The following is a 22,207-nucleotide window of genomic DNA, read 5'->3' on the forward strand; positions in this document are numbered from 1 at the left end:
AGCTTCTCCGTGTCAGAAGTTGCAAAGGTTGCGCCCCGCCCGCAGGGTGGGGCGGGGCGCTACAGGTTTCCTCCGAACTGGCCGGAGGAGTTTCGTCAGGCCTCGATCTTCAGCAGCTTGATCGCCGCCGAATCGAGCACCGCGCCGCCCACCCGCTTGGTGGCGTAGAAGTGGACGAAAGGCTTGTTGGTGTAGGGATCGCGCAGGATCTGGGTCGCGGTGCGTTCCGCGATCAGATAGCCGTTGCGGAAATTGCCGAACGCAACCGGAAAAGCGCCGGCGGCGATGTCCGGCATGTCTTCCGCCTCGACCACCGGATAACCCAGCAGGCGGTCCGGTTGTCCTTCGACCAGTCCCGGCTGCCACAGGAACGCGCCATCGACGGTCTTGAGCTTGCGGACCTCTGCCAGCGTGGCCGAGTTCATCACGAAGGCCGCGCCCTGCCGGTGTCCGCCCTTCAGCGTGTGCACCAGGTCAAGCAAGCGGTCGGCAGGCGCGCTGCCCAGCCCGTCGCTGCTGCCCGAACCGATGTACTGCAGCGTCCTGAACGGCCGGCTGCCGTCGCGCGCCGGGGTGGCCGGATTGTTGAGGAACCCTTCGGGCTGTTCAATGCCGGACCCGTGGATGAACGCGGCACCTTCGGCGCGGGCGAACTCCTGCGCGATCTCGCCCGCTAGCCATGCTTCAAGATCGAAGCCCGCATCATCCAGCATCGCCTGGCTGGCCGCAGGATTGGCATAGAGTTCGCCCGTCGGCGGGACGATCTCCTCGAACTGCGGCGTGGCGGTTTCCGGCCGGCCGGCCGTCTCGCTGACCCAGCCGGACGCGGTGCCGCCGGTCGCCACCAGCTTGCGGTAACCGGCGGTTCCGGTCTGCACCACCTGGGCGATGGCGCGGATCGGGCTGATTCCGGTCATTTCGCGGGCGATCAGGGCGTCGATGTGGCGCGGGACGGCATAGCCGCCGTCGCGGTTCGCCGAACCGCTGATCGACTTGACTTCCGTTTCCCGGCCGTGGCGCAGGTAGCCGTCCACGAAGCGGGCGGCGTCGACCGTCTCGCCGGGCGCGGCGGACAGGGCGGGGCGCGACGCGGCAAGCGAGACGCGGTCGAGCCGTCCCTTGACCTCGTCGACGTCGGTGCGCAGCGCGGCGATCGCGGCGTCGGCCTGATCCTGCCGGGCGACGATATCGAAGCTCGCTTCGAGCTGTTCGGCGGCAGGAGTGGTGCTGATATCCATTCGTTCAGTTCCTTTCGGGTGGTAAAAATCTGCCGCCGGCGCCGCGTGCGGCGTGCGCAGGCATCCCGTCGCCGGTTGCGCGGACAACAGGAGCGGCGGGCGCGGGTCGGTTCCGCCGGGCCGGCGGAATGGCGTTCAGGTGATGAGATGGACCCGCGCGGCGTGTTGCAGCGGATCGGTCACGAGGCTGATTTCGAACAGGTCGATGGCATGAAGGATGCGATCTGCTCCGGCCACGCGGTAGCCGCTGGCGCGATAGCCGAAGCTGAGACCGCGCACCTCGCCCCGGCGTAGCAGCGCGGCATAACGGCCCGATGCGCTGCCCAGCCGGGCAACCACCCGCAGACCGCGCGCGTCTTCGCCAAGGTGCTCGACCGTGCCGATACGGCTGTGCGGCCGATGCTGCCATAACAGCGGCAGCGGCTCGCGCCGGCGGGCAAGGGTCGCGGCAAAGGCGCCCGGAAGGATCACGTCCCCGCCCGCGTCGCGGCGGTGAAACAGCGCAGCATAGCCTGCGAGGCGCAGGTGTGCCGCGCGCTGTCCGTGAAAGTCGTGTGCGCTCTCTCCCACCGGCAGGCAGCTGCGCGGCCGCAGGGCGGCCATGCCTTGCGTAGGGGCGATCATCGCAGCATCTCGGGCACGCCCAGGCGGACGGCGATGCCGATCAGGAGCAGGGCCAGTATCCCGCGCACCAGCCACTCCACGACTGCCTTCCACGCCGATGCCTTGGCATCGCGCCACGCGCCGAGGAGTTCGCGCAGTTCGTCGAGATCGTCCTGCGCCCCGTCGTCGGCCAGCCCAAGCCGCGTCAGCACGCGCTGCGCACCGACTTCGCTCGCTTCCTCGACGATAGCGCGCAGGGTCAGGACGTCGGTGCCGGCCGCCGCAGCCTGTCCGATCAACTGTGCGAGCATGTCTTGACGGTTCATCACGCATCCTCCTTTGTACCTGTGTGGTTCTCAGCGCGCGGGGCAAGGCCGAGCATCGCCCGTTTCTCCGCCTCCGAAAGGAAATCCGCGCCCGTGACCTGCGACCACAACCGCTCGCGATCCTCGCTCAGCGCCGCGATCCGGTCGAGATCGACCCGGATGCTCGCGTCCGGAAACCACGGCGCCAGTCCGTTGGCGAGGCCGCACAGCAGCTTGTCGAGCAGCGGCAGCAGCGTGAGCCGCCACAGCGCCCGATTGGCCTCCCGATAATTGGAATAGGTGTTGTCGCCGGGCAGCCCCAGCAGCATGGGCGGCACCCCGAATGCGAGGGCAATGTCCCGCGCCGCCGCGGCCTTCAGCGTCGCAAAGTCCATGTCCGCCGGGCTCAGCGACAGCGATTGCCAGGTCAGCCCCCCTTCCAGCAGCATCGGACGCCCGGCATTGGCCGCGCCGCTGAAGGCGCTGGTCAGCTCATCGCTCAGACGCTGGTGCTGCTCGCGCGTCAGCCCGCCCGCGCCGTCGGCTCCGTCCGCCTTGTACACCAGGGCTCCGGACGGGCGCGCGGCGTTTTCCAGCAACGTGCGGTTCCAGCGGCTCGCGGCGTTGTGGATCGCCACCGCCTCTGCCGCCGCGGTCAGGCATCCGCCGCCGTAGTGGTCATCCGCCGGATGCAGCGCGCGCCAGTGGATCAGCGCCGGCCACCCGTCCGCATCCTCCAGCGGCAGCAGCTCGGCATGCGCGCCGGCGCGATAGCGCAGCGCCACTGGCCACCCGTCATCGCCCGGCACCACCTCCACCCGTTCGGGCCGCAGAGGATACAGCGCCACCGGCCGGTGCGACCCGTCCCGCGCGATCCGGGCATAGGCATTGCCATGCAGCAGCAGGTGCGCGCCCAGCATTTCCAGCAGCGCGCCGCCGCTGTCGCCCTTGCCCAGCAGACGGGCGATGTGTGGTTCCTCGATCAGGAGCGGCGCGCTGGCCACCCCTTCGGTCACGATGCGCACCGCGCGCTGCGCCACCGCGTTGCGCTCGAAAGCCTGGCTCAGCGCGTGGCGGTAATCGTAGGTTTCCGGCCCGGTCGTCCCCAGCGGCATCGCCCAGGGCGGCGCCTGGGCGGCGCTGATCGGGACGCGCTGGGCGGTCGCGCCGCTCTTGAAGGCGGCGGTCAGTTTGTCGAACAATGGCATGCAGCAACTCCTCGTGAAATCGTCGGCGGATGTGTCCGTCAGAGGATCAGAACACCCGCACCCGCGGCTCGCGCGCGCTCCTCAGCATCAGCTCGCTCAGCGCCCACACCAGTGCGTCCGCCCGGTCCGGGCTGCGACCCGGTCCAGCGTAGCTGCCGCCTGCGAGGAGGCCGCACAGCTCGTCCTCCAGCCTGGGGAACAATCCGGCGTGAGTGACGCGGCCGGCCTCGTACAAGGCGGCGACAGGTTCGGCCCGGGCAACCTTCCCGCGCGAGGCATGGACCAGCCGAACAGGCAGCGCGATGTCCGCGGCGCGCAGGACCGATGCCACCATCGCGCCGCCCTGGTTCGCTTCCGCCACGACCCGGTCCGCTCCCCAAGCCGCCGCGGCATCGGCGACGCCGCGTGCCCAGCGCTCCGGATTTGCCCGCTCCACCGATGCATCGGCCAGCACCCGGCCGCTGCCATCGGCCAGCAGGGCGCAGACCACGATTCCGCAGGCGTCGCCCGCAGCGCTGGCGGGCGGATCGACGCCCACCACCACCCGCACGGGCGGCGCGTCAACGGTGCCCCGGCACCGTTCCAGCAGTGCGCGGCTCCACAATGCGCCCTCCAGATCCTCCAGCAGGACACCGTCCAGTTCCTGCCGCCCCAGCGCCGTGTCACCGAACGCACGCGCCATTTCGCGCAGAAAGCTGGCCGGAAGGTTATCGGCATTGTCGCGGGTCGAACCGCGGGTGACTACGGCGGCGCCAGCCGTCTCTTCCGCCAGCAGGCGTCGCAGCAGGGGCACGGCGCGCGGCGTGGTGGTTGCCAGCACCCGCATGTCCCGCCCCAGCCGCAGCCCCAGCAGCAGATTGTCCCACGCCCGCATAGCGCGATCCCCGGCAAGCTCCCACTTGGCGATCTCGTCGCACCATGCGTGGCTGTGCTGCGGCCCGCGCAGCGCCTCCGGCTCGGCCGCCGAGTAGAGAAAGGCCTGCGCCCCGTTGGGCCAGGTGAGCCGTTTGAGCGACGGTTCGAAATGCGGCCGGTGATCCGGCGGCGATATGGCGAGGACACCGCTTTCGCCTTCCACCATCACCGACCGCGCCTCGCCAATGGACGCGGCGACCAGCGCCACGCGCGCCGCCGGCTGTTCGCGGGTGACCGCCCGCACCCATTCGGCACCCGCGCGCGTCTTGCCAAAGCCCCGACCCGCGCAGATCAGCCAGGTGCGCCAGTCACCCGGCGGCGGCAACTGTTCGGCCCGGCCGAACAGGCGCCACTGCTGGCTGAGACAGGCCCGTTCCACCTGCGTCAGCCTGGCGACCAACGTGGCGAAATCCTCGGGCTCCTGCTTCCTCAGCCAGACCAGCTGGTCATCGGCAGGCGGCATCGGACTGCTCGATCAGGATGGCCGCGGCCGGTTTCGCGCCCGCTTCCTTGCAGCGCCGGAACGCCGCGATCTTGGCATTTATCGCGGCGAGCACTGTCGCTTCGTCGTAATTGTTCTGCCGCGCCCGTTCCGCGCCGACCGCCGCCTGATGCGCGGACAGGATGCGCAGGCTGCTGGCGAAGTCGAACTTGCCGCCATCGGCGGTGTTGCAGTCGCCGGCCCGCAACCGTCGCAGCACTTCCATCTCCAGATGGTCGTATCCTTCGCACAGGGCCGCCCGCCATTGCTGCCGGAACTGGGGATCGGCGCGGCGGGTCTTGTAAACATGACCCGGCGAAATGTGCGCCCGGTCCGCCGACTGAGTGACGTTGGAGGTTTCCGCCAGCGCGGCCAGAAACACGCTTTTCCAGCTTCCGCTGGCCCGCTTCTTCGCACCTGCCCGCTTCGTCTTGCGCGCACGGCTGCCTGCCCTGATCGCGGCCATCAAACCCTCCCGTCGCTGTCTGCAAATGGTCGGAGAGAAGCGGGTGATCCCGACTCGCTTTTCTCCGATGTTCATCTTCTCTAACCAAACAGCGTTACAATGTCAAGATAAAAGTGCCAAATAGGTTATAAGCTGCCGATTGTAACCCGTCGGCCGCTCGTCTATCGGCACCCACGGTCATCATCCCGGACCCGATCCGGAACCCAGATTTTTGCCGTTCGAACGCGCGCCGGAACGTGGCGGCTGCCGATCGGGCGAATGGGCAGGTGAGAGGGCACGAAGTGATGAGCAAGCTGCTGCGAGGGTTGTACAACTGGACCATGGACAAGGCCGCGCACCGGCATGCGGTGGCCTGGCTGGCGTTCTTTTGCTTCATCGAAGCAAGCTTTTTTCCCATCCCGCCGCATCCGCTGCTGGGCCTCATGTGTCTGGCCGAGCCGCGCAAGGCCTTGCGCTTCTCGATCGTCGCGACCCTCGCCTCGGTTGCGGGCGGCCTGTTCGGTTATCTCATCGGCTACGGCCTGTATGACGCCGTGGGGCGCCAGCTGATTGCCGCTCTGGGCCTGACCGAAGGGTTCCCCGTCGCCGCCTGCCATCTGCGCCAGTATGACTGGGAAGCCATCGTGATCGCCGGGGCCACGCCGGTGCCGTTCAAGCTGCTGACCATCACCGCCGGGTTCATCTCGATGAACCTGTGGACCTTCCTGTGGGCGAGCCTGGCGGGCCGGGCGCTGATCTTTGTTTCGGTGGGGGTGCTGTTTCAGCTGTTCGGTCGCCCGATCAAGACCTTCATCGACCGGTATCTGGGGCTGGTGACGACCGCATTCGTGGTGCTGGTGATCGGCGGGGTGCTGGCGCTGGCGCTCGTCGGCGGCGGGCGGGGTGAAGAGGTCGATGCCTGCGTCGCGGCGGAGGCGGCGCGCGCCTGAAGCGTGCTGCTGACGCAGGCGGTTGATGATCCCTCGCGCGGCCTGAAACGTAGCCAGCGCTTCGCCGCGTCAGTTCGCCTCGCGCGCCTGCTGGAACAATCGGGCGAATTCCCGCTCGCTCAACATGCCGACCACCCGGTACGGTCCGGCAAGGTAGGCCGGGGTTCCCGGCACGCCTAGCCGCATGGCGTCGGTCGCGTTCGCGGCCAGGCGCTGGTCGATCCGGCGGTCGCCCGCGATGTCCCGCTCCACCCGCTGCCAGTCACCGCCCGCGCGCTCCACGATCTCGCGCAGGACCGGTGCGTCCAGCTGCCGCCGCTCGCGCATCAGGGCATTGTGGACCGGCGTGTAAAGCCCCTGCGCATGCGCCGCCAGTGCGACCCGCGCCGCGCGTTCCGACAGCGGGCCAAGACGCGGCAGATCGCGATAGACGATCCGCACATCGCCCGCCCGCGCGGCCGCGGCCAGCATCGCCGGATGTCCGGCACGGCACGGGCCGCACTGGTAATCGGTGAAGACCTGCAGGATGACAGCCGCGTCAACCGGCCCCTCAGCAGCAGCGGCGGGATCCGGCACAAAGGAGGCAAGGTCGAGCCGGCCGGTCAGATTCGTGCCAACCGGCCCCGCCTGCCGTAGCAGCACTCCACCGCCGAACGCGGCTATGCACATCACCGCCAGGGCGAGCCAGTGCCGGCCTGTTGTCCTATTCATTCAACCCGCCATCGTCCGGCACCGCCTTGCACTCCGCCTGTTGTCCGCCTGCCGCCGCAGAGCTAGCATGGCGCTGCCTTGCGGCAAATACAGGCTGGCCGGGCATTGGCTGGATGCACCTGCCAGCGCGGATGGCGCTATCGCGCAGTGTCCTCGCTGACCTCCACCTCGGTTCGCAGGGTGGTTACGGTTTCCTCGTGGAGTTCCTCGTGGCGGGTTCGGTGCAGGTGCACCTCCTCCACCAGCACGAGTTCGCGAACGACCCTGACCCGTTCTTCCACGACCGGGATCACGGTCAGGTCGCCATCTTCGCGGATCGGCGGCAGGTCGGCGACGACAGCGCCGACCGGCACCCGTTCCACCGACACGGTCTCGCGCAGCACCGGTTCCCGGATGATGGTGTCTCTCGCCACCGGACGGGTTGAGACCGTGACGGTGCGCCCTTCCCGCAAAACCCTGTCCGCGACCAGCCGTTCCTCCACCAGCGGAATGCGTTCTTCTTCAATCAGGTGTTCGCCGGGCGGGGCGTCGTTCTTGCCAGTCATGATCTGCTTCCTTTGCGAACACAGACGGGGCCGAACGCACCTGCGATCGACCCCGCCTGCCTGTCTGGTCTTGGCGCCCTATCGGCGGTCGCGAGTCGTGTCGGTATCGACGTCAACCTCGGTCTTGCGAACCGTTTCGCTGACATGCTCGACCCGGTCGTCCGCTGTTTTGCGCACCACCAATTCCTCCGCCACGCGGGCTTCCTTGCCGACGACGAGTTCTTCGTGCCGTTCGGTCATGGAAATGGTCCGGTCACCCTGGTTCAGCAGTGCTTCAGCGTCAGCGCCGGTCACGCGGCGGTCGACCGGGCGGCGGTCGATCGAGACATTTTCGTCGCGCAGAGTTACGTCTTCGTTGACTGTCTCGCCAGCCACTCGCGTTCGGACGTTGAAGGTCCGGTCCGTATCGGCGGCACGCTTGCCGATAACCAGCTTCTCTTCCACCAGCGGCACGCGCTCTTCGTCGACGGCCGCGCCGCCGTCACGAGCATGGGCTTCGGCAGTGCCACCATAAACGACGGCGTTTTCGTGGATTTCCAGCGGTTCGATGGCGCATACCTTGCCGTTGTCGAGGCGCACCGCGGCAACCCTGCTGCGGTCGTTATCGACCAGCAAATCCTTGATGACGCCGTACTTTTCGCCGCTGGGGCTGACCAGCGGGCGACCGCGAATATCCTGCGACTTATGCTCGAGCTCGTACTTGTCGAGGCTGTCGAGCGTTTCGTAGCGTGTATCATGTCTCATGTCTTGGTATCCTTGTCTGTCAGTGTGCCTGCCGGTTACGGGCGGCTGACCACTTCGATGTTGCTGGCGTAGATATACCGGTCTGCACCGCCCAGCTGATTGGCGGTGACGCCTTCGGGCAGCTGTTCGCTGGCCGAACGCACTGTGCCATCGAGGTTCACGACCATGCCTTCGACAAAGCCGGGGTCGTTGCCGGTGGTGCCCGGAGCCTGTCCGGCGTCGAACAGAACCGGCATGTTCTGACCGCTTGCATCAACGGTGAACGACCGGTTTCCGGAAACCGAATTGATGATGGCATTGTCCAGGTTTACCGCGTCACCAACCGCATACGCGCCGGCACCTTCGATCGGAGCGCCCATGACCGCCGGGTCTGCCCGCGTTACTTCCGTAGTATTGTTGCGATCGTTGCCCGCCATCAGCCACCACAGCAGCAGACCCGCCAGCAGCACCGCCAGAAGCAGCCAAACCCATCCGGGCATGCCGCCCTTCTTTTCCAGTGGAATTTCTGCCATTTAGATGTTCCCTTTTCTGGACGCGCAGACGCGCGCCTTCCCAGTTCCTTACGGGTGGGGCAGCGCGTTGTTCCGAAAACGGTGAGAGTTATCGAAGTGGAGATCAGGCGAGAAGATGAAGAACCCGATCTAAGTCAGCATTCCAGCTGGCGGTGCGAGACGAATTGTGCACTACAGGCGATGAAATACTATCGGGTCGGCTGCAGTTTGTTCTTACCGCCCGAGCGGAATTGCTTGCTTGAAGCGTTCAGTGCCAGCTTCTTCTTTTCTGCAAGGTTCTATTCGACCACGTGCTCCGACGGGGCGGGTTCAGATGATTCCGGTCTTTCGCCCGGCCTGCGCAAACATGTCGAGGATAGTCTGGACATCCTCTTCCGAATGTTCCGCGCACAGCGAACAGCGCAGCAGGGTCATGTTGGCCGGCGTGGCAGGCGGGCGGGCGAGGTTCACGTACAAACCTTCTTCCAGCAACGCGCCCCACATCTGTGCGCCGCGTTCAAGGTCGGGCATGACCACGGCGATGATGGCGCTCTGCGCCTCGTCAGTGCCCAGGCTGAAGCCAAGCTCGCGCAGGCCGGCATGCAAACGGCGCGAATTCTCCCACAGATGCGCCCGCCTGTCCGAGCCGCGCATCAGCTTGCGAATGGAAGTCGCCGCCGTCGCCATCACCGATGGCGGCAGCGACGCGGTAAAGGTGTAGGGGCGGCAGACCAGCCGCAGAATCTCGAACTTGGGATGGTTGGAGACGCAGAAGCCGCCGACCGTTCCGACCGATTTGGAAAAGGTGCCGATGACGAAGTCGACTTGCTCCAGCACTCCCTGCGCTTCGGCCACGCCGCGCCCGTGTTCGCCAATGAAGCCCATGGAGTGCGCTTCGTCGACCAGCACCATCGCACCGTGCCGCTTGGCGATCGCGACCATCTCCTTCAAGGGCGCGACATCGCCGAGCATCGAATAGACGCCTTCCAGCACGACCAGCTTGCCCGCGCCTTCCGGCACCCGGCGCAGGCGTTTTTCCAAGGCGTCGACGTCATTGTGCTTGAACGGCACGACTTCGGCGTCACCCATCTTGCAGCCGTCCCAGATGCTGGCATGGCTGTCGATGTCGAGGATGACGTAATCGCCCTTGCCGGCGATTGTACTGATGATGCCCAGGTTCGCCTGATAGCCGGTCGAAAAGACCATGGCGCCGGACATGTCGTAGAACTCGCGCAGCGCGTTTTCGCAATCCTTGTGCGGAGTATAGGTGCCGTTCAGCACCCGGCTGCCCGTGGTCCCGGTGCCGTAATCGCGCAACGCCTGCTCGCCCGCCTGGATCACCTCCGGGTCGAAAGTCATGCCCATGTAGTTGTAAGTGCCGAGCAGGATCGTCTCGCGCCCGTTGCAGATCGCGCGGGTGGGCGACAGAACCCGTTCCATGACGAGGTTGAAGGGGTCTTCCTGTCCTTCTGAAAGCAGGTTTTCGCGCATGGCGATCAGCGGATCGAACTTGCTGAACAGGTCGGGGCCGTCGCCTTCGCGGACAACCGGCTGGTCCGGTGCAAGGCCGGTGCGGGTCATGTCCTGTCCTTCAGGCGCGTAACCGCATCGACGAGCTGGCCGTAGGTCTCGATCTCTGCCTGCTGGTTCATCGAGATGATGATATCGAACTCATCCTCGATCGCGGCGACGAAATCCATCACGGTCAGGCTGTCGAACTCCAGATCGCCGGCGAAGGTCGTATCCTCGGCGATGGCGGTCTGCGCCTTGTTGAACGGCTCGATGATAGAGCGGATGCGGGTGTCGATCTCTGCGCGGTCCATGACCGGTGGGCAAAGCGGGCCGCGCCGCGTCTGTCAAGTTTGTGGCGGCAGGCTCAGGCGGCGAACAACCGCTCAACCGAGGCGATGAAGGGACGGATCGAAACGGGCTTGGACAGGTATTCCGCCGCCCCGGCGTCGCGAATCCGCTCCTCGTCTCCCTTGCCTGCATAGGCTGTCACCGCCAGCACGGGAACATGGGACAGCGCCTGATCCTTCTTCAGCGCGGTGATCAGGTCCAGCCCCGAGACGTGCGGCAGATGGATGTCCATGATGATGAGGTCGGGGCTGAACGATCTGGCCACCCCCAGCACGTCGCCTCCATCGGCCACAGGCTCGACCGTGAAACCGTTGGCTTTTAAGATGTCGCAGAACAGTTTCCGATTAAGGTCATTGTCCTCGACAACGAGCACGCGCTTCGGCAAGTGAACGTTACCCCCTGATTAACTAACTACGTCTGAAAAAGGAAAAGCGCAATTCCGATAAGGATTTCCGAACAACCCCCGGCAGCCGATACTCTGGCGCTCAACGCGCTGGTCTGGATCCTCCAGGACGAACGGCGCGCGGACCGGCTGCTGGCCATGACCGGATTGACGGTGCAGGACCTGCGCGCCGGCGTGACCGAGCGCGCGGTGCAGGCTGCGGTGCTGGAGTTTCTCGCCGGGCACGAGGCGGACCTTCTGGCCGCCGCCGAAGGGTTGCAGGTGCCACCCGAGGCGCTCGCCGCGGCTGGCCGCGAGCTTGCCCGATGAACGCGGGTCCGGCCGATCCCCGCCCGCTGATCGTGTGCGACTGCGACGAGGTGCTGCTGCACATGGTGACGCACTTCCGCGATTGGCTGGCGGAAACGCAGGGCGTCACCTTCAACCTTGGCAGCCACAATTTCGCCGAGGCGATGCGGTATGAGGGCAGCGGCGAACCGGTAGCGCCCGATGAGATCTGGCGCCTGCTCGGCAGCTTCTTCGACACGGAGATGGACCGGCAACATCCGATCGAAGGGGCTGTTCATGCGCTCAACACGCTGGCGCACCATGCGGATGTCGTGATCCTCACCAACCTCGTTGATGCACGGCGCGAACACCGTGCGCAGCAGCTCGCCACCCATGGCATCGACGCCAGGGTTTACACGAATCAGGGGCCGAAAGGCCCGGCGCTGGCACGGATCGTCGAGGAATACCGGCCCAGCCGCACTTTTTTCATCGACGACCTGGCGCAGCACCACCGTTCCGCCAGGGAAACGGTGCCCGGCGTCGTCACCCTGCACCTGTGCGGCGAGGCGCTGCTTGCCCCGCACATCCCATGTGCCCACAGCGCCGGCCACGCCGATGCCCGCATCGACACATGGGACGAAGCATTGCCCTGGCTGCTGGAACAGCTGGGCGTCGAACACCAACAGGAGAAAACAGCATGACGGTTGCCGATCGGCTCAAGGAACTGGGAATCACTCTGCCCAAGGCAGCCGCGCCGGTCGCCAGTTACCAGCCGCTGGTGGTGGAGAGCGGGGTCGTCCACCTGTCCGGCCAGCTACCGTTTGTGAATGGTGCGCTGGTCACCGGCCGGCTGGGAGCGGACGTTGCGCTTGAACAGGGGCAGGACGCGGCGCGCGCCTGCGGCCTGATGATCCTGGCACAACTGGAGGCGCACGGTCTGCTCGAACGGGTCCGGCAGGTGGTGAAGCTGGGGGTGTTCGTTTCCTCCGCCCCCGATTTCCACGACCAGCCGAAGGTCGCAAATGGCGCATCGGACCTGATGGCAGAGGTGTTCGGCGATAGGGGCCGGCACGCCCGCAGTGCCGTCGGCGTAGCGGTTCTGCCGCTCAATGCCGCGGTGGAAGTGGACGCCATTATCGCGCTGCGGGATTGAGCGCGGCGACTGCGCTGCCAAGCGAGCCCCTGCCGTCACGGCGGCGGGGGACCTGCCTTCTGGCGAGCTCAACAATGCCGCTTGCGGGTTGGGGCACCTTGTACCGGTCGACAGAGCCTATATCTCCGGTTCAATGGCTGACCAGGAACTGCGGGCGCGGGTGGAAGGCGCGGTGGGCGCTGTCGGGCAGGGCGACTGGGACCGTCTCGCCGGCGCCAATCCGTTCACCAGCCATGCATTCCTCACCGCCCTAGAGGATTCCGGCAGCGTCGGGCCGGGCACGGGCTGGCAACCAGCGCCCGTCCTGCTGGAGGATGACGGCGGCAATCTGCTGGGCGCGCTGCCCGCCTATGTGAAGGGGCACAGCCAGGGCGAATACGTGTTCGACCATGCCTTCGCCGACGCGTTCGAGCGGGCAGGCGGGCGCTACTATCCCAAGTTGCAGATCGCCGTGCCGTTCACTCCGGCGACCGGACCGCGGATCCTGTGCCAGGACAGGCAGCATTCGCTCCTGCTGCTGAGCGCGGCGGAAGAGCTGTGCCGGCAGAACGGCTTCTCCAGTGCGCATGCCACTTTCATCGCGCCCGAACAGGTGCCGCTGTTCGCCAGCGCGGGCTGGCTGCTGCGAACGGATATCCAGTTCCATTGGCACAACGGGGGCTATGCCAGCTTTGACGACTTTCTGGTGACACTTGCCTCGCGCAAGCGCAAGGATGTGCGCAAGGAGCGCGCCGCCGCGCAGCAGGGCGTCACGATCGTCCACCTGCGCGGCGGCGAGATCGAGCCGTGGCACTGGGACGCGTTCTGGACTTTCTATCAGGACACCGGCGCGCGCAAATGGGGCCGGCCCTATCTTACCCGCGCGGCGTTCGACCTTTTCGCGGAGCGGATGGGCGACAGCGTGCTGCTCATCCTCGCGCTGGCGGACGGTGTGCCGGTGGCCGGTGCGCTCAACTTTGTTGGCCCGGACGCGCTGTACGGCCGGTACTGGGGCTGTGTCCTCGACAAGCCCTTCCTCCATTTCGAACTGTGTTACTACCAGGCCATCGAAGCCGCGATCGCGCTGAGACTGTCCCGGGTCGAAGCGGGCGCACAGGGCGGCCACAAGCTGGCGAGGGGTTACGAGCCGGTGGCAACCGTGTCGGCCCACTGGATTGCCGACAAGGGTTTCCGGCGGGCGGTCGCCGATTACCTCGACCAGGAGCGGCGCGGCATCGCGCTCGAGCAACTGGCGCTGGCCGAGCGCACCCCGTACCGCAAGGATTAGGCCGCCCGGCGGCGGCCCACTTGCAGCCAGGCCCGTGCGCGCCGCTGTGCTTCGGCGATTTCACGGGCGGTCATCTCGTCGGCCACTTCGGCCCGGCAGATCGCCGCATCCACGTGACCGAGCGAGGCGGCGATGTTGAGCCAGCGGTGCGCTTCCACCAGGTCGCAGGCCAGCCCGTTGCTGCCGGTGGAGTAGGCGACCCCCAGGCTGTAAAGCGCGTCCTCGTCGCCTCCGCAATGCTGTGCCAGATGATCGGCGATGATTGTATTGGCCGTCGCGGTCTGGTGAATAATTCCGCAGCCCCCTGCGATCGATGTCAGTTCAGGCATTTTGTTTCCCCCTGCCGTGCTCCTGTGTAGAAGAAGCTTGCAGGGGAAGTTGGCAGGGCATGGTCACTAAATCGTTAACGCCGGCTCGCTGCCCCTGCGCGGGCCCGCATCCTGCGGGAAATCAGGCATTTCGCCTTGTGCCGGCAGAACCCCTTGCCTATAGGCCGCGCCAACAAGCGGCGGCGATGCGGGGTTGGGACACAACCGGTACGTTCGGCTCGGTGGCCCCGGAAGGCAGGTCGAGAGGTTTGATGGGCGCAGCTTCGCAAAGAGAAACCGAGGTCCTCGAAAGGGCCAGGAAGGCCGTGCCCCCAGGCTATGTGCCGTCCGAGGACGAAGAATACATGAACCCGCAGCAGCAGGAGTACTTCCGTGTCCTGCTGCTGGAATGGAAAGCGTCCATCAGGGACGCCGCCCGCCAGACGCGGGAATCCTTGCAGGATGGGCCGATCCGCGAACCCGATCTGAACGACCGCGCCTCCAGCGAGGCGGACTGGGGCATCGAACTGAGGACGCGCGACCGCCAGCGCAAGCTCATTGCCAAGATCGAGGCAGCCCTGCGCCTGCTGGACGACGGGGAGTACGGGTACTGCGAAGTGACCGGCGACCCGATCGGGCTGAAGCGCCTGATCGCCCGGCCGGTGGCGACCATGACCGTGGAAGCGCAGGAAGCCCATGAACGGCGGGAAAAGGTGTCGCGAGACGACTAGAATGCTGGCGGAAGGGTTTACTCTCGCAGGCAAACTGTCCCATAATAGACGAAGGGCCAGAAAAGCTGGCGGGACAGGTCGCAAACCGAGCCGGATGCTAATATCTTGTTAGCCGCATTGGGCCTAGCGAACCTGGCCGTAGCCGCCCGCATGATCGGCGCGCCAGAGTTTGACGGCACAGACTAGTGCGAGGAGTAGCAAATGGCCGGCGTTGAAACCAGAAGCACAGGCCGCGACAGCCTGTTTCTGCTTGCCGACCTGATGGTGGGAACGGCGGAAACCCGGCACCGGGTGAAAATTCGCAACCTTTCGGCGCTCGGCCTCATGGCGGAAGGCGATGTTCCGGTCATGCGGGGCAGCCGGGTTCATGTGGACGCGCGGGCGGCCGGGGTTCTTTCCGGCACGGTCGCGTGGCGGGAAGGGAGCCGCTTCGGCATCGCGTTCGAGGCGGAAATCGACCCCAACAAGGTGCGCGAGGCGCTGGTGTCACCCCGCGTGGAAGCGCCCAAACCGATGCCCTATGCCGCCCGGTTGAGCGCTGTCACCACCTACCGGGCCGACCCTGCCAAGCTGCGCAAGATCTGACCGCGCATCACGTGACCTGAGCGCGGGTAGCAAACCGCGGCTGGCGCCATTCACCTGAACGCAGCACCTCGGCCAGGTGCCGCGCTGCATCCGCGACATCGCGGAACCGCAAATAGGCGGGCGAAAAGCCAAGGCGCAGCACATCGGGTTCGCGAAAGTCGCCGATCACCCCGCGGGCAATCAGCGCCTGGGTCACGGCATACGCGTTCTCGTGCCGGAACGACAGCTGGCTGCCGCGCCTTGCCGGATCGGCCAGGCTGACGCAGTGAAGTTCGTGGCGAGCTGCGGAGCACCCGGCCGGCGCGCCTTCAGCTGTGCCGGACGGGCAGGATGCTGGGGCCGGCGTCGCCTCCGGCAGATCGCCTGACGCCTGCAGACAGCGCAGAAAAAACTCCGACAGGGCACGCGACTTTGCAGCCAGCCGCGTCACCCCGATTTCCGCCACCAGGTCCACCCCCACCTCAAGCGCGGCAAGGCCAAGGATGGGCGGGGTGCCGGCCAGCAAGCGGGCAACGCCGGCGGCCGGACTGTAATCGTCCTCGAAAGCGAACGGCCGGGCGTGTCCGAACCATCCGGTCAGCGGCTGTGCAAGGCGCGCATGGTGCCGCTCCGCCACGAACGCGAAGGCCGGTGCGCCTGGACCACCGTTCAGATACTTGTAGCCGCACCCCACCGCGAAATCTGCCCCGCAGTGGCCCAGATCGACCTCCACCGCCCCGGTGCTGTGCGACAGATCCCATAACACGAACGCGCCCGCACGGTGAGCCATGCGGGTGAGTTCGGCCATGTCGTGCATGGCGCCGGTGCGGTAATGCACATGTGTCAGCAGGAGCAGCGCGACATCTTCGTCCAGCGCGTCGGCCAGCTGATCGGCCGGGGCAAGCCGCCGCTGCGCCAGCCCCTGCGCCTCCAGACCAGCGATCATGTAAAGATCGGTGGGAAAGTTCCCTGGCTCGGACAGGATAACCTTGCGACGATGTCCCTGCGCGCCAGACTGCATCGCCAGCGCCGCCGAAATCAGCTTGAAGATGTTCACCGATGTGCTGTCGCAGGCGATCACCTCGTGCGGCTGCGCGCCGATCAGCGGAGCGATCTTCGTGCCCACCCGCTGGGGCAGATCAACCCAGCCCGGCGCGCGCTCTCCGTTCAGGTCAGGGGCGCCGTTCCAGCTGCGGATCAGCCCTTCACCCCATTCACGGCGAACCACAGCCTCCAGCCTCGCGGCCGTGTCCCTCGGCAGCGCGCCCAGCGAATTGCCGTCTAGATAGATGACTCCGCCGGGCAGAAGAAAGCGGTCGCGGAACGCCGCCAGCGGGTCGGCCGCATCCAGCCGCCGCGCTTCTTCCGCCGGGTTCATGCCAGCTCCCTCAGCACGGCGCGGCACAGGCCGGCATCGCCGCCCTGAACCTTCAGCGGCAGGGCAATCAGCTCGTACCGGCCAGGCGGCACCGCGTCGAGCACCAGCCCTTCCAGGATGCGCATGTCAGCCGCCAGCACTGCCTTGTGCGCGGCCATGTCCTTGCTGTCCTGCGGGTCGAGCGAGGGCGCATCGGTGCCGATCAGCACGACCCCCTGTTCGGCCAGCCAGCCGATCGTAGCGGGCGCGATCGGGATGAAGGCGGATTGCCATTCATCTTGCGGGAACTGAGCAAAGGTGCGCAGCAAAACGCGCACGGCGCCATTCAGCGGCGGCAGGTCATCGATCTCCACCGTCCGGCCCGCCGCGCCGCGCGCATCCACCAGCAGACATTCGCCAAGATACGGGGTAAGGTCCAGCGCCGCCGCATCCATCCCGCCCTGTGCATAATGCAGGGGCGCATCGGCATGGGTGCCGGAGTGGGTGCTCATGGTCATCCGGCCGACATTCACCGGCACGCCGTGCTCCATCTGCCAGACCCGCTCAAAGGCGAACGGGGTGTCGCCCGGCCAGACCGGCAGGTCGGGCCGCAGCGTCTGCGAGATGTCCCAGACGCGGCGGCTCACAACGCGGTCCTCACGCTCAGCAGTTCGGGGAAGAACGCCTGTTCCAGAACCTTGCCAAGATAGGGCACGCCCGGCGTCCCGCCCGTGCCGCGCTTGAAACCGATGATCCGCTCCACCGTCTTGAGGTGCGCGAACCGCCAACGCTGGAAATGATATTCAAGATCAACCAGCTTTTCCGCCAGCTCGTAGAGATCCCAATGCTCTTCGGGGGCGCGGTAGATCTGCGCCCAGGCCGCTTCGACCGCATCGCTGCGGACCCAGGCGCCGGCGTGGTCGCGTTCCAGCACGGCGGAAGGGAGTGCAAATTCGCGGCGGGCCAGCAGGCGGATGGCTTCGTCATACAGGCTCGGCCGGTCCAGTTCGGCGCGCAGGCGCTGCGCGACCTCGGGAACCGCTTCGTGTAGCGTCACCATGCTCGGATTGCGGCCCCCCAGCATGAATTCGAAAAGGCGGTATTGGGCGGACTGAAATCCGCTGGAGCTGCCCAGATGCGGCCGGACCGTGGAATAATCGCTGGGTGTCATGGTGGACAGCACGTCCCAGCTGCCGATCAGCTGTCCCTGCGCGCGGGCAATGCGGGCGAGCATCTTGAACGCGGGCCGCAGATCGTCGGCGGCGACCCGCTCGCGCGCCTCCGCCAGTTCATGCAGGCACAGCTTCAGCCACAGCTCGCTGGCCTGATGGATGATAATGAACAGCATCTCGTCGTGGGCGCCGGATGCCGGATGCTGGGCGGCCAGGATGCGGTCGAGGTCGAGATAGGAGCTGTAAGTCACATCGGCCATCGCGGCGGCCTAGCGCGCCGCGCGGCCGGACACTAGCCCTCCACCACCCGCGTCTCGGGATGGTGCCGGTCCAGATGCTTTCTGATGATCCGCAGGTTCTTGCGGTTGGACCGGAATGCCACATCGAATGCGTCGCCGACCAGGGGAATGGCACCGATCACCGTGTCCACGGCAAGATTGCCGCCCATCCGGTACAACTGCCACTTCGTCATCCCCAGATTGCGCCCCTCCCACACGATATACGCGCCCAGCGCCGCCGCGACAAAGTCGCCCACCACCGGCATCAGTCCGATCGCAGCATCAAGGCCGACGGGAAAGCGTGTCCCCGGCACCGTTAGGCTCCGCTCCAGCAGCCCCTCCATCACCTCCACCCGCCGGCGGATGGACGCCGGATCGTTGCCCAGAGGAAAGTCGATTTTCAGCCGCCGCGGCTTGCTGGTCGCATCCATGGCAGATCAGATGGGCGCACCCGACAGCGGGAACAAGGGATGCGCGGCCCAGATGTTTTCGGCAAATCCGGTCACTCCGCCGCGCACCAGCGACCACCGCACCGGCGCACCCAGCGGGATGAACAGGTTTGTTGTGGTGAGCACATCTTCGGCCCGAGACAGCAGGGCGGCACGTTCCTGCGGATTGAGCGTGCTGACTGCGCGGTCCACCATTTCATCGGCCTCGGCCGAGCACAAGGCCGGTTCGACGGAGCAGTGGAACTGGTTCATGAACCAGCGCGCCTGGCCATAGCGGGCGATGCGGTCGCGCAGCACAAGATTGGCCGCCTCCGCGTCCCCTGCCCGCCTGACGGGCAACCCGACGGCCGCCAAGTCCGCTGCCACTTGCCGGAACACCAGGTCGCTGCCCGGCCCGGGGGGCAGGCGGACTGCAATGGGGTCGATCTCGCCCTGTGCCGCTTGCCAGCGCGCGACGCGTCCGGCGGCGATCGCGCGCCGGGCGGCGAGGTCCAGATCGCCCCATCGCTCCGCATTCTGTCTCGGGTTGCCGGGCAGGTTGGGTGGCACGATGCGCGTGGCCGGGATCCATCCGGCAAGATTGAACGGCTCCAGCAACACGGTGCGGTCGATCGCCATCGCCAGCGCCTCGCGGTTCTCCGGCTCCGCCAGAAAACCTTCGGTTCGCACCACATCGAAACCGAACAAGCCAAGAGCCTGATCGATCCGCACGGTGCCGCGGGCAAGCGGGCCGGTGTCCAGCAGGGGCAGGCTGGCAAGGTCGCCGCCCAGCACAACCGCCACCTGGCCGGCGTTGAAGGCGGCAACGGCGTCGCGCGCCGGCAGCGTCCGGAGGCGGAGCGGCCGCGCCAGTTCATCCCAGCGCGGCTCTTCGGGCAGACCGCGGCTGCGCGGCGGGACAGGCAGCAGGGTCGTACCCGCTTGGCCGGCAGCATGTTCGGCTCGCCGCAGCGGACCCAGCCCCTGGCCGTCACGGACCAGACCAAGTTCCGGCTGTGCCAACACCCGCAGGAATTGAGCCTGGGGGCTGGAAAGCTCGATTTCTACCACCCGGCTGGTCAGCGCCCGCACTTCCGCCACCTTGGCAAGATCGCGGCCAAGCGACGTGCCGCGCAGTTCGCGGATCGTGCTCAGCAGCTGGCGGCGGACCTGCTGCGCGGTCAGCTCCTCGCCATCTGGCCAGGAGGTGTTGCGCAGCCGGAAAATGTAGCTGAGGCCATCGTTCGTCACGATCCAGCTTTGCGCCACGCCGGCGACCACTTCGCCCGTTTCGTCCAGCCGCACCAATCCCTGCGCGGTGGCGGCCCGCAGCTGCTGCGCGGCGGGGGACAGACGCAGCCCGTCCTGTGCCAGATCTTCCGGGGCGCCAACGATTGCCACCGGCAGCGCCGCGTCAGGCGCGGACGCCGGCGCGCAGGCGGCCAGCGCGGCGGCAAGGCAGAGGGCAAAACGGTGGAGCATCCTGCCGGTTTTACCCATCCGGCGCGCAGGAGAAAGGGGTCGCCTGCGCTGGCGCCGTCAACCCAGCGCGCTCCACACCCCGTATCCGCTGGTAAGGGTCAGGATGATGCCCACCATGATCAGCAGCGGCTTTGCCGGCACATGCCGGGCGACGACCGCGCCCAGCGGGGCGGCCGCGATGCCGCCGATCAACAGGCCCAGCGTTGCCCCGATCAGGTCAGCGATGCCAAGCTGCAGGATGAAGGTCACGGATATGGCCACTGTCAGGAAGAATTCCGTGGCGCTGACAGTGCCCACGACCCGGCGCGGCTCCGCCCCCTGCACCAGCAGGTTGGACGTGACGATCGGACCCCATCCGCCGCCGCCCGCCGCGTCCAGAAATCCGCCAACCAGACCGAGCGGTGCGACCACCTTCGCTTCTCGCGGACGCGGTGGGTAAAGCAGGCCGCGCACCAGCAGATAAACCCCGATGCCCGACAGGTAGAGCAGCACGACGGGGCGCATCAGTTCTGCATTGAGCGAAGTGAGGACGTAGGCGCCCGCGACGCCGCCGATCACGCCGGGGATCACCAGCCGCGCGAACAGCCGAGGGTCAACGTTCCCGTGGAGCAGGTGGCTGATGCCCGAAACAGCGGTGGTGAACACCTCTGTCACATGCACCTGCTTGGATGCCTGCGCGGGCGGCACGCCGAGAAAGCCGACGAGCAAGGTGTTGGTGATGACCCCAAACGCCATTCCCAGCGCACCGTCCACCAGCTGCGCCGCGAATCCGATCAGGATAAACGGGAGCAGGTCGGTCCATGCGATCCCGAATAGTTCCACCTGCGCCCACCTTCTGTTGCCCCCGATTTCATATAGCGGCCGCTATTTATTGACGAGTGGGAAAATGAAGTGTTGGCTACCAGGGCAGCTCAGCCCCTGTGTAATCAAGGAAGTGGTGATCGAGCGGGTGCGCCTTGGACAGCACGTCGGCCAGTCCATGCGCGCTTTCAGCGACACCGACAGGTGCGTTATCGCCGCCCATTTCCGTTCGGACCCACCCGGGGTGCAGCGACAGTACCGGGATACCGCGCGGCTTGGCCGTCTGCACGAAGACGCCGCGCGCCAGCATGTTCTGCGCCGCCTTGCTCATCCGGTACAGTTCGGACCCTCCTGAGCTGTCGGCGATCGACCCCATCCGGGACGTGGTGAAGGCAAGAATGCCGCCGTCCCTGACAAGGGGCAGCAGGATGCGCGCGGTGCCGATCGGGCCTGCCGCATTGACCCGCATGATGCGCAGGAGGTCGGCATCGCTCGCCTCGTCCACGGGTTGCGCGTCCCAGATGCCGGCGTTCACCAGCAGGACGTCCAGGGACTTTGGCGTTCCGGCTGCGCGAAGCGCGTCGATCTGCACGCGGTCGGTTACATCCGCGGTGACGATCTCGACCTGCCCCGGCCGTTCACGGGCCACGTCGTGCAAGCCTGCGCTGTGCGACCGCTCGCTGGCGATCACCCGCCATCCGCGTGCCGCCAGTTCGCGGACCAGCCCCAGGCCGATCCCGCGAGAGGCACCGATGATCATCGCTGTTTGCGCCATTAGCCGCCTCTCCATCACCGCCTGCGGTAGCGGAAGTACCACACTTCATGCCCCTGGTCCCGCGCCTTGGCTTCGTAGCGCGTTTCCGGCCAGCCGGAGGGGCGTTGGCTCCAGCTCTGCGGGCCGTCGACCAGCCATTCGAACTGCGCTTCATGCCGGCGCATGACCATCAGGGCGTGGCGCAGATACACCGGATGATCGGTGCCAAAGCGCAGCTCTCCGCCCGGTTTCAGCTTGGCGGCAAACAGGTCCACCGGCCCGTCGTTCATCATCCGCCGCTTGGCATGACGCGCCTTGGGCCAGGGATCCGGGTGAAGCAGGTAGATCATCGTCAGGGCTCCGTCCGGCACCCGCGCCAGCACCTCCAGCGCATCGCCATGGTGCAGCCGGACGTTGGCGAGTCGCCCTTCTTCCACATGGACCAGCGCCGCCGCCACTCCGTTGAGGAACGGTTCCGCGCCGATGAAGCCGTGATTGGGCAACAGGTCGGCGCGGTAGGCGAGATGCTCGCCTCCACCAAAGCCGATTTCGAAGTGCAGGGGACAATCCTCCCCGAAGAGGCGCTCCGCCGTCACCGGCCCATCGGCGGGCACGGCAATCTGCGGCAGCAACCGGTCAACCAGCCCCTGCTGCCGCGCGCGCAGCGGTTTGCCGACGGAGCGGCCGTACAGGCGGTTGAGGGTGAGGGGGTCGCCGGGTTTGTGCGCGGTCATGGACGCGCGCCT

29 protein-coding genes are annotated in these 22,207 nt (G+C 66.7%); 7 read left to right on the forward strand and 22 right to left on the reverse strand.

The annotated features are described in order from the left end of the window. Nucleotides 1-95: 95 nt before the first annotated feature. The 6 genes from LHJ54_RS04255 to LHJ54_RS04280 all read right to left on the reverse strand — a co-directional run bounded on the left by LHJ54_RS04255 (nucleotide 96) and on the right by LHJ54_RS04280 (nucleotide 5,216). On the reverse strand, nucleotides 96-1,238 hold the full coding sequence (locus tag LHJ54_RS04255) for a phage major capsid protein (RefSeq protein WP_228242689.1): 1,143 nt from the start codon (nucleotides 1,236-1,238) through the stop codon (nucleotides 96-98). Nucleotides 1,239-1,373: 135 nt separating this feature from the next. Next, a complete protein-coding gene (locus LHJ54_RS04260) occupies nucleotides 1,374-1,862 on the reverse strand; it encodes an HK97 family phage prohead protease (RefSeq protein WP_306437044.1) in 489 nt (162 codons plus the stop codon). Beyond that, entirely contained in the window at nucleotides 1,859-2,167 is a 309-nt protein-coding gene (locus LHJ54_RS04265) for a DUF6127 family protein (protein WP_228242690.1), read from the reverse strand. Before LHJ54_RS04265 ends, LHJ54_RS04260 begins: the two co-directional genes overlap by 4 nt. Beyond that, nucleotides 2,167-3,354, reverse strand: a complete 1,188-nt coding sequence (locus tag LHJ54_RS04270) for a phage portal protein (RefSeq protein WP_228242691.1) — start codon at nucleotides 3,352-3,354, stop codon at nucleotides 2,167-2,169. Before LHJ54_RS04270 ends, LHJ54_RS04265 begins: the two co-directional genes overlap by 1 nt. A gap of 46 nt (nucleotides 3,355-3,400) precedes the next feature. After that, nucleotides 3,401-4,732, reverse strand: a complete 1,332-nt coding sequence (locus tag LHJ54_RS04275) for a DNA-packaging protein (protein WP_228242692.1) — start codon at nucleotides 4,730-4,732, stop codon at nucleotides 3,401-3,403. Then, nucleotides 4,716-5,216 (reverse strand): hypothetical protein, encoded by a 501-nt coding sequence (locus LHJ54_RS04280; RefSeq protein WP_228242693.1) that lies wholly within the window; start codon nucleotides 5,214-5,216, stop codon nucleotides 4,716-4,718. The genes LHJ54_RS04275 and LHJ54_RS04280 overlap by 17 nt, the downstream gene beginning before the upstream one ends. 293 nt (nucleotides 5,217-5,509) lie before the next feature. Between LHJ54_RS04280 and LHJ54_RS04285 the strand changes: the two genes are divergently transcribed. Next, nucleotides 5,510-6,145 (forward strand): YqaA family protein, encoded by a 636-nt coding sequence (locus tag LHJ54_RS04285; protein ID WP_228244293.1) that lies wholly within the window; start codon nucleotides 5,510-5,512, stop codon nucleotides 6,143-6,145. A gap of 69 nt (nucleotides 6,146-6,214) precedes the next feature. Here the strand turns inward: LHJ54_RS04285 and LHJ54_RS04290 are convergent, their stop codons facing one another. The 7 genes from LHJ54_RS04290 to LHJ54_RS04320 all read right to left on the reverse strand — a co-directional run bounded on the left by LHJ54_RS04290 (nucleotide 6,215) and on the right by LHJ54_RS04320 (nucleotide 10,881). Beyond that, nucleotides 6,215-6,856: a DsbA family protein gene (locus LHJ54_RS04290; protein WP_228242694.1), complete on the reverse strand. Its 642-nt coding sequence runs from the start codon at nucleotides 6,854-6,856 to the stop codon at nucleotides 6,215-6,217. Between the two features lie 137 nt (nucleotides 6,857-6,993). Next, on the reverse strand, nucleotides 6,994-7,401 hold the full coding sequence (locus tag LHJ54_RS04295; protein WP_228242695.1) for a DUF2382 domain-containing protein: 408 nt from the start codon (nucleotides 7,399-7,401) through the stop codon (nucleotides 6,994-6,996). A 78-nt stretch (nucleotides 7,402-7,479) separates the two neighbouring features. Next, a complete protein-coding gene (locus LHJ54_RS04300; RefSeq protein ID WP_228242696.1) occupies nucleotides 7,480-8,145 on the reverse strand; it encodes a YsnF/AvaK domain-containing protein in 666 nt (221 codons plus the stop codon). 35 nt (nucleotides 8,146-8,180) lie between these two features. Further along, the gene (locus LHJ54_RS04305) at nucleotides 8,181-8,657 is read right to left on the reverse strand and encodes a hypothetical protein (protein ID WP_228242697.1); all 477 of its coding nucleotides are present in this window, start codon (nucleotides 8,655-8,657) and stop codon (nucleotides 8,181-8,183) included. Nucleotides 8,658-8,966: 309 nt separating this feature from the next. Continuing rightward, nucleotides 8,967-10,217, reverse strand: a complete 1,251-nt coding sequence (locus LHJ54_RS04310; protein WP_228242698.1) for an aminotransferase class I/II-fold pyridoxal phosphate-dependent enzyme — start codon at nucleotides 10,215-10,217, stop codon at nucleotides 8,967-8,969. Further along, nucleotides 10,214-10,459, reverse strand: a complete 246-nt coding sequence (locus LHJ54_RS04315; RefSeq protein ID WP_228242699.1) for an acyl carrier protein — start codon at nucleotides 10,457-10,459, stop codon at nucleotides 10,214-10,216. The genes LHJ54_RS04310 and LHJ54_RS04315 overlap by 4 nt, the downstream gene beginning before the upstream one ends. Nucleotides 10,460-10,512: 53 nt before the next feature. After that, nucleotides 10,513-10,881 carry a response regulator gene (locus tag LHJ54_RS04320; protein WP_228242700.1) on the reverse strand — a complete coding sequence of 123 codons (369 nt, stop codon included), beginning with the start codon at nucleotides 10,879-10,881 and terminating at the stop codon, nucleotides 10,513-10,515. A 93-nt stretch (nucleotides 10,882-10,974) separates the two neighbouring features. On the opposite strand from LHJ54_RS04320, the gene LHJ54_RS04325 reads away from it, so the two are divergent. The 4 genes from LHJ54_RS04325 (at nucleotide 10,975) to LHJ54_RS04340 (ending at nucleotide 13,586) form a co-directional block, all read left to right on the forward strand. Continuing rightward, on the forward strand, nucleotides 10,975-11,208 hold the full coding sequence (locus LHJ54_RS04325) for a DUF3572 family protein (RefSeq protein ID WP_277754107.1): 234 nt from the start codon (nucleotides 10,975-10,977) through the stop codon (nucleotides 11,206-11,208). Next, nucleotides 11,205-11,867 (forward strand): HAD family hydrolase, encoded by a 663-nt coding sequence (locus LHJ54_RS04330; protein ID WP_228242701.1) that lies wholly within the window; start codon nucleotides 11,205-11,207, stop codon nucleotides 11,865-11,867. The genes LHJ54_RS04325 and LHJ54_RS04330 overlap by 4 nt, the downstream gene beginning before the upstream one ends. Beyond that, the gene (locus LHJ54_RS04335) at nucleotides 11,864-12,319 is read left to right on the forward strand and encodes a RidA family protein (protein WP_228242702.1); all 456 of its coding nucleotides are present in this window, start codon (nucleotides 11,864-11,866) and stop codon (nucleotides 12,317-12,319) included. Before LHJ54_RS04330 ends, LHJ54_RS04335 begins: the two co-directional genes overlap by 4 nt. Before the next feature lie 133 nt (nucleotides 12,320-12,452). Continuing rightward, nucleotides 12,453-13,586: a GNAT family N-acetyltransferase gene (locus tag LHJ54_RS04340; protein ID WP_228242703.1), complete on the forward strand. Its 1,134-nt coding sequence runs from the start codon at nucleotides 12,453-12,455 to the stop codon at nucleotides 13,584-13,586. Here the strand turns inward: LHJ54_RS04340 and LHJ54_RS04345 are convergent. Then, a complete protein-coding gene (locus LHJ54_RS04345; RefSeq protein WP_228242704.1) occupies nucleotides 13,583-13,915 on the reverse strand; it encodes a hypothetical protein in 333 nt (110 codons plus the stop codon). The two genes, LHJ54_RS04340 and LHJ54_RS04345, sit on opposite strands and share 4 nt — an antisense overlap. Before the next feature lie 251 nt (nucleotides 13,916-14,166). Between LHJ54_RS04345 and dksA the strand changes: the two genes are divergently transcribed. Together dksA and LHJ54_RS04355 are read left to right on the forward strand one after the other, a co-directional pair. Next, a complete protein-coding gene (gene dksA / locus LHJ54_RS04350; RefSeq protein ID WP_228242705.1) occupies nucleotides 14,167-14,625 on the forward strand; it encodes an RNA polymerase-binding protein DksA in 459 nt (152 codons plus the stop codon). 201 nt (nucleotides 14,626-14,826) lie between these two features. Then, on the forward strand, nucleotides 14,827-15,210 hold the full coding sequence (locus LHJ54_RS04355) for a PilZ domain-containing protein (RefSeq protein ID WP_228242706.1): 384 nt from the start codon (nucleotides 14,827-14,829) through the stop codon (nucleotides 15,208-15,210). Nucleotides 15,211-15,217: 7 nt separating this feature from the next. Here LHJ54_RS04355 and kynU read toward each other — a convergent pair whose 3' ends face one another. From kynU to LHJ54_RS04395, 8 genes are all read right to left on the reverse strand, one after another. After that, on the reverse strand, nucleotides 15,218-16,567 hold the full coding sequence (gene kynU, locus LHJ54_RS04360; RefSeq protein ID WP_228242707.1) for a kynureninase: 1,350 nt from the start codon (nucleotides 16,565-16,567) through the stop codon (nucleotides 15,218-15,220). Further along, nucleotides 16,564-17,193 carry an arylformamidase gene (gene kynB / locus LHJ54_RS04365; RefSeq protein WP_228242708.1) on the reverse strand — a complete coding sequence of 210 codons (630 nt, stop codon included), beginning with the start codon at nucleotides 17,191-17,193 and terminating at the stop codon, nucleotides 16,564-16,566. Before kynB ends, kynU begins: the two co-directional genes overlap by 4 nt. Beyond that, nucleotides 17,190-17,978, reverse strand: a complete 789-nt coding sequence (locus LHJ54_RS04370; RefSeq protein ID WP_228242709.1) for a tryptophan 2,3-dioxygenase — start codon at nucleotides 17,976-17,978, stop codon at nucleotides 17,190-17,192. The genes kynB and LHJ54_RS04370 overlap by 4 nt, the downstream gene beginning before the upstream one ends. A gap of 32 nt (nucleotides 17,979-18,010) precedes the next feature. Beyond that, nucleotides 18,011-18,427, reverse strand: a complete 417-nt coding sequence (locus LHJ54_RS04375; RefSeq protein WP_228242710.1) for a DUF4112 domain-containing protein — start codon at nucleotides 18,425-18,427, stop codon at nucleotides 18,011-18,013. A 6-nt stretch (nucleotides 18,428-18,433) separates the two neighbouring features. Further along, a complete protein-coding gene (locus LHJ54_RS04380) occupies nucleotides 18,434-19,906 on the reverse strand; it encodes an ABC transporter substrate-binding protein (RefSeq protein WP_228242711.1) in 1,473 nt (490 codons plus the stop codon). A 57-nt stretch (nucleotides 19,907-19,963) separates the two neighbouring features. After that, the gene (locus LHJ54_RS04385) at nucleotides 19,964-20,728 is read right to left on the reverse strand and encodes a sulfite exporter TauE/SafE family protein (protein WP_228242712.1); all 765 of its coding nucleotides are present in this window, start codon (nucleotides 20,726-20,728) and stop codon (nucleotides 19,964-19,966) included. Between the two features lie 76 nt (nucleotides 20,729-20,804). Then, nucleotides 20,805-21,482: an SDR family NAD(P)-dependent oxidoreductase gene (locus LHJ54_RS04390; RefSeq protein WP_228242713.1), complete on the reverse strand. Its 678-nt coding sequence runs from the start codon at nucleotides 21,480-21,482 to the stop codon at nucleotides 20,805-20,807. 14 nt (nucleotides 21,483-21,496) lie between these two features. Next, entirely contained in the window at nucleotides 21,497-22,195 is a 699-nt protein-coding gene (locus LHJ54_RS04395) for a tRNA (guanosine(46)-N(7))-methyltransferase TrmB (protein ID WP_228242714.1), read from the reverse strand. Between the last annotated feature and the right edge of the window lie 12 nt (nucleotides 22,196-22,207).

Source organism: Porphyrobacter sp. GA68, from assembly GCF_022605525.1.
GTDB lineage: Bacteria > Pseudomonadota > Alphaproteobacteria > Sphingomonadales > Sphingomonadaceae > Qipengyuania_B.

Bases quoted from the DNA above. Each gene is read 5' to 3' on its own strand.
- LHJ54_RS04280 (WP_228242693.1), bottom strand. From the start codon at position 5,216: ATGGCCGCGATCAGGGCAGGCAGCCGTGCGCGCAAGACGAAGCGGGCA.
- LHJ54_RS04375 (WP_228242710.1), bottom strand. From the start codon at position 18,427: ATGGATGCGACCAGCAAGCCGCGGCGGCTGAAAATCGACTTTCCTCTG.
- LHJ54_RS04340 (WP_228242703.1), top strand. From the start codon at position 12,453: ATGGCTGACCAGGAACTGCGGGCGCGGGTGGAAGGCGCGGTGGGCGCT.
- LHJ54_RS04305 (WP_228242697.1), bottom strand. From the start codon at position 8,657: ATGGCAGAAATTCCACTGGAAAAGAAGGGCGGCATGCCCGGATGGGTT.
- LHJ54_RS04260 (WP_306437044.1), bottom strand. From the start codon at position 1,862: ATGATCGCCCCTACGCAAGGCATGGCCGCCCTGCGGCCGCGCAGCTGC.
- LHJ54_RS04330 (WP_228242701.1), top strand. From the start codon at position 11,205: ATGAACGCGGGTCCGGCCGATCCCCGCCCGCTGATCGTGTGCGACTGC.
- LHJ54_RS04290 (WP_228242694.1), bottom strand. From the start codon at position 6,856: ATGAATAGGACAACAGGCCGGCACTGGCTCGCCCTGGCGGTGATGTGC.
- LHJ54_RS04355 (WP_228242706.1), top strand. From the start codon at position 14,827: ATGGCCGGCGTTGAAACCAGAAGCACAGGCCGCGACAGCCTGTTTCTG.
- LHJ54_RS04335 (WP_228242702.1), top strand. From the start codon at position 11,864: ATGACGGTTGCCGATCGGCTCAAGGAACTGGGAATCACTCTGCCCAAG.
- kynU (WP_228242707.1), bottom strand. From the start codon at position 16,567: ATGAACCCGGCGGAAGAAGCGCGGCGGCTGGATGCGGCCGACCCGCTG.
- LHJ54_RS04345 (WP_228242704.1), bottom strand. From the start codon at position 13,915: ATGCCTGAACTGACATCGATCGCAGGGGGCTGCGGAATTATTCACCAG.
- LHJ54_RS04370 (WP_228242709.1), bottom strand. From the start codon at position 17,978: ATGGCCGATGTGACTTACAGCTCCTATCTCGACCTCGACCGCATCCTG.
- LHJ54_RS04300 (WP_228242696.1), bottom strand. From the start codon at position 8,145: ATGAGACATGATACACGCTACGAAACGCTCGACAGCCTCGACAAGTAC.
- LHJ54_RS04265 (WP_228242690.1), bottom strand. From the start codon at position 2,167: ATGAACCGTCAAGACATGCTCGCACAGTTGATCGGACAGGCTGCGGCG.
- LHJ54_RS04270 (WP_228242691.1), bottom strand. From the start codon at position 3,354: ATGCCATTGTTCGACAAACTGACCGCCGCCTTCAAGAGCGGCGCGACC.
- LHJ54_RS04310 (WP_228242698.1), bottom strand. From the start codon at position 10,217: ATGACCCGCACCGGCCTTGCACCGGACCAGCCGGTTGTCCGCGAAGGC.
- LHJ54_RS04295 (WP_228242695.1), bottom strand. From the start codon at position 7,401: ATGACTGGCAAGAACGACGCCCCGCCCGGCGAACACCTGATTGAAGAA.
- LHJ54_RS04380 (WP_228242711.1), bottom strand. From the start codon at position 19,906: ATGCTCCACCGTTTTGCCCTCTGCCTTGCCGCCGCGCTGGCCGCCTGC.
- LHJ54_RS04315 (WP_228242699.1), bottom strand. From the start codon at position 10,459: ATGGACCGCGCAGAGATCGACACCCGCATCCGCTCTATCATCGAGCCG.
- LHJ54_RS04395 (WP_228242714.1), bottom strand. From the start codon at position 22,195: ATGACCGCGCACAAACCCGGCGACCCCCTCACCCTCAACCGCCTGTAC.
- LHJ54_RS04275 (WP_228242692.1), bottom strand. From the start codon at position 4,732: ATGCCGCCTGCCGATGACCAGCTGGTCTGGCTGAGGAAGCAGGAGCCC.
- LHJ54_RS04255 (WP_228242689.1), bottom strand. From the start codon at position 1,238: ATGGATATCAGCACCACTCCTGCCGCCGAACAGCTCGAAGCGAGCTTC.
- dksA (WP_228242705.1), top strand. From the start codon at position 14,167: ATGGGCGCAGCTTCGCAAAGAGAAACCGAGGTCCTCGAAAGGGCCAGG.
- LHJ54_RS04390 (WP_228242713.1), bottom strand. From the start codon at position 21,482: ATGGCGCAAACAGCGATGATCATCGGTGCCTCTCGCGGGATCGGCCTG.